At 35.9% G+C, this 4,530-nt stretch carries 3 protein-coding genes; 1 reads left to right on the plus strand and 2 read right to left on the minus strand.

The window, feature by feature from the left end:
• Both AC220I_RS18565 and AC220I_RS18570 read right to left on the minus strand, forming a co-directional pair.
• Positions 1 to 477, minus strand: a 477-nt coding sequence (locus AC220I_RS18565; RefSeq protein ID WP_486725355.1) for a hypothetical protein, incomplete at its 3' end; no start/stop codon positions are given.
• A 41-nt stretch (positions 478 to 518) separates the two neighbouring features.
• Positions 519 to 3,266, minus strand: a complete 2,748-nt coding sequence (locus AC220I_RS18570) for a HAMP domain-containing protein (protein WP_486725356.1) — start codon at positions 3,264 to 3,266, stop codon at positions 519 to 521.
• A gap of 92 nt (positions 3,267 to 3,358) precedes the next feature.
• Here AC220I_RS18570 and AC220I_RS18575 point away from each other — a divergent pair, with 92 nt between their 5' ends.
• Positions 3,359 to 4,474, plus strand: a complete 1,116-nt coding sequence (locus tag AC220I_RS18575) for a LysM peptidoglycan-binding domain-containing protein (protein WP_486725357.1) — start codon at positions 3,359 to 3,361, stop codon at positions 4,472 to 4,474.
• The last annotated feature ends 56 nt before the right edge of the window (positions 4,475 to 4,530 follow it).

The raw sequence follows: 4,530 nt of genomic DNA on the forward strand, positions 1-4,530 counted from the left end.
ACCTGAATAGACGTCCTCTTTAAAGACGCCTTTATAAACCAGATTTCCCATGTCGTCAAATTGAGTGCCCTTTTCCTGACATTTCCCATCAACCATCCTGCCTTCAAAGACGGTGACCTTGTTCCTATTGACGATTTTAACCTTTCCTGAATACGTCGCAAGAATTGGATCTGTCAGTGAAATTGTAGGCGTGTAGAGCCGCCCCCTAACAAAGGGGATAATTAAAGTTTGACTTACTGCAATCACTATGAAGAACAAGACCACAGATACAATCAACAACCTCTTGGCATAATATTTATTGCCAATCAAAACATAGTCGGATTTTTGTTCTGGAGGTCTCTTTAAGACCGCAATCGTATCTTTGACAGATGTCTTTATGACCTTGCCTACTTTGCTCTTTAAGAATAGGCTCTTGCGTAGCTTTCTTTGAAGCAATTTAAGAGGTCTTAAAAATGCTGTTTTGGCCGTTTTAAACATGTATTTAATCAAGTTTCCCAATTAGCTCACCTCTTATCAGGTTAGTATCTTCCTAGGGGCTTGTCCCTATATTCCGAGTCCAAATTCAACTTTTCACATTTGAACAGATATTCTTTTGATACTTGATCTTGTCGATTGGTTTTAATGACTCTGATAAAGTCCTTTTTAGCCAAATCAAAGTCTCCAGATTCATAGGAAGCCAAAGCAGACTCAAAATAGGATTTGGTTTTGATAAAGTCTTTTTGAGCCCCGATGGATATGGTTTCCAGCCATTCATAAAGTCTTATAAAATTATTAGACTGTTCATTGTCAAGTCTTCCAATATAGCGTATAAACTCACTGGACTCTTCGATTTTTAACTTCATTGCCTCGCTGAGTAAAACGCCTGTGTCAAACTTTTCAGCAATTTTATTCATTGCTGCAACTTCATTGACACATTCACTGATTACAGAAGTGGTCAAGCGATTTTCATCTCCTACAATCCCCAGTAACACTTCACCAAGGTGGATACTGATGTTTGTTTTCACTGGCAACTTAAATTCACTTATATGTTGCATGATCATGGAAGCACATGCTAAGGCTTCCTCCTCTTTAGAAAACAAGGCAAGCACACCCGCGTTTCTAAACTCACCTACGAGACCGTTTTGAGCATGTATGCTTCTCGCGTATTCCTCAAAGAGATTATTGAGAATATCGAGCTGGTCCTTAGAACTTTTACCTCTTACCAAATCAAAATAATTTGAAGTGTTGATATAAACAACAGTCATCTGCTGTTTTGAATAGTTTCCAAGCTCAACCTCGGTGATACTCTTCTTATTAAGCAATTCGAAGAACTTAAGTGGTATGAATTTGAAATAGATTTCGTTCATTTTTGTTAACTCAGTAATGTAGTCCTTGATGAAGAGCGACATCTTGTTGAACATCCCTGACAGCTCACCAATCTCATCATGTGTGTGGACTGACACAGTTGAACCCCAATTTCCGCTATTGATTTCAGCCACTGAATCGTTTAAATTTCTTAGTGGCAATATAACCCTGTATATGACAATTGACATCATCAATAAAATTAAACCGACGATCACCAGGTTAAGGGTCACCAGTTTGCCATAATAGCCTTGAATATAATAGGTGTAGCTTTCTTTACCGGTACCAACTTCTAGTAGGCCAATAACTTCGTTCTGAGCATCACGTATAGGCGTCACAGCAAATACCCATTCACCACTTATGTCTGAGTTGTCTGCCAGAACCGTTTTATTATCAGTGACGGCTTTAATATAGGCTTGATTAGATCTTTCGCCATAGATGTATTGTGTGGTGGCCCAAAAATCGATCCCATCACCTGTAAGGACATGAATTTTATCGTCTTCGACCTTGTAGATAACAGAATAGTACCAACGCTCATAGGTGTTTCTTCCCAGGTCATTAAACTCATCAGAATTTACAGCACGTTCATTTGTCAAAGCCACATAGCTTGGATTTTGATAGTCTTCTAACCCATCAACATCCTTTAAATAATCCACAGTGAGTTTTGAAGCACGCTCTTTTGATAAATTGAAGAGTTCAGCATACAAATCGTTTTTAGCCAAGTTTGTAAAGTAGCCAAAACTCACCGAAAGTGAAATTAAAGGAATCAATAGAACCAGCGGCAGTAAAATCGTTCCGAATTTGATAATGAGTGAACCAGTCCCCCTTTGATATAAGGCGATGATAAACCCTATAATCACTGCAAATATACCAAACAAGAGGGCATATTTAGCAAAAGTACCAATACTATGAGAAAAACTGTAATTGATATCGTTAATGGCAAGTACATCTTGATCCTTGTCCATAAAAATATAGCGGTTGCCCTTGTTACTTAAACGGATATTACCGGTAATTGACGCATTATCTCTTATAGTGACCAAGTTAATATCCTTGTATTTCAGGCCTTCCAACTTACTAATGTCTGCACTGCCATCTCTCAGCACTTCATAAGACCTATTATCCACATTAATCTTTACCACTTCACTAGTGGCTTGGTTGATAAAGGCGAAAGATTGGTCATCATATGGATATAGTTTAGTCGTTTGAACGCGTTCAGGCATATTATCATAATGAATAACTTCAAAATTCTGGTCATAGTATTGATATAGAATGCCCTTTATCGTTGAAAATATGATCTTTCCGTTGTTCAGATATAAAATATCATTGATATAAAGTGTCGGTTCAAGCTGTAAATCCTTTATGATATTGATTTCTTCGTTGTAAATGTTTATTTGTGAAATAATGACCCTTAAATCACCAACTTCTGGCTTTTGCACAACAAAAAGATGATGATCTAATAGATAGACTTTGTTGATAAGTGAATACTCAACAAGATCATCCGACTGATAATCAACTTTATAGAGTGTTTTTATTTGTGAAGTGTTCTCATATATTTTTATGACCTCTTCAGAGATCACGAAGTAATTATCCGAATTTTTTACAGTCCTATGTAAATAGAGGTTTCTATCCACATCCATACTTAAATTATCGTAATCCGAAAAAGTTGACTTAATATCCTTAGGAAGTGAATAAGTTCTCAGAATTTCTCCATTTTTAGAAACGAGCAAGAGGTTATAGGACGGTCTGATAAAATTTAAGAAGCTGTCAACCATGTTGTCGGTGGATTGCTTTTGAAGCACCACCATTTGTTCGTCAGGTGTTTCAAGCACGTCGATTACATGTTCCAAATTTTGATTTTCAAGTAAATATGTAAAAATGCCACTCAACAGTACGGTTAATAAGACTAGAATTAATATTTTTCTCATTTTACGCGCTCCCCTTCTAAAATAGATATTTAGAACTTAATCGTTTATTTTTTCAATAAAGTGATATAAGTAACATATAGTTTGGAGGTGATATGATGCAAAAATCTTTTATTTCAGATAAATATGCTGTTATTGATATCATATCTACAAATGGCAATTTAAGCATTTATAGATGTCTTGAACCCCTTAAAAGTCATGATACACATTATCGAATACACCAAATTAAAGATAGAAAGCTTATTAAATACTATTTGAAATTTATTGAAAGTTTCAGTGCCATGCTACCATTTATTGAATCCTTTGTGGCCTTTGGTGATTTATATTTAGTCTTTAAGGATTATTCTGATGAACCGGCTATTGACCACATTCAATTCAACGACGCCGATAAAAAAGACTTTTTTCTGAAATTATTGGCCAAACTTTCGCTTGATAGTTCAATACCCAATTTCATCAAATATACACTTTTAAAATCTGAGAATTTGAGAGTTGACTCAAATAAGAACGTCCATTTCAACGTAACCCTCGATTTGTTAAATCCTGAATCCTTTGATCATTTTAGCTCTGTTCAGAAAAGCGTAGCAAATTTAATTGAATCCAACACTGAAGACCATGATGAACTTATGACCTTTATCTTAAACTGCGAGTCTGGGCTCTATACGGATTATCTTTCGATGTTTATGGATTATAAACGGTATCTAGGAACCATAAACGAACATAAAGAACCTTGGATTTATGAAAAACTATTGATCATAGTGCTTTGGATAAAAAAACACTTTAGAGCATTGGTATACTTAACGCTATTACTGTTTATTATCCTATATGGCATGACCACATTATCCCGTTCTGTTGCTCAAGCGGACAAACCTTATGTTAAAAATCAAATTGGTACAATTCGCTATCATGATCCATATAGTGAAAAAGCAATAGAGACAGAGACGATTTCAGTTTATGTCCCTCAAATGGCGACACCTCCAACATCAGTGGAACCACAGGAAAAGTTGATCAACGAATATACGATCTATGTCGTACCCCCAGGTGATTATCTTTATAAAATTTCAAAGGATGTCTACGGTGATGAAAAATTCGCCATGACCTTGGCCCTCTTCAACGGCCTTGAAAATCCTGACTTCTTACCAGTGAATTACCCCTTAAAACTACCACCAAGAGAGCAAATTGAATCCCTATACGAATTGGTTGGAAAACCATAAAATTAAGCCAAATTATCGATGAGTTCAAAAGGTGAATTCTCAATAATTTGGCTTTA

The organism is Fusibacter sp. (assembly GCF_057447755.1).

Bases quoted from the DNA above. Each gene is read 5' to 3' on its own strand.
- AC220I_RS18575 (WP_486725357.1), top strand. From the start codon at position 3,359: ATGATGCAAAAATCTTTTATTTCAGATAAATATGCTGTTATTGATATC.
- AC220I_RS18570 (WP_486725356.1), bottom strand. From the start codon at position 3,266: ATGAGAAAAATATTAATTCTAGTCTTATTAACCGTACTGTTGAGTGGC.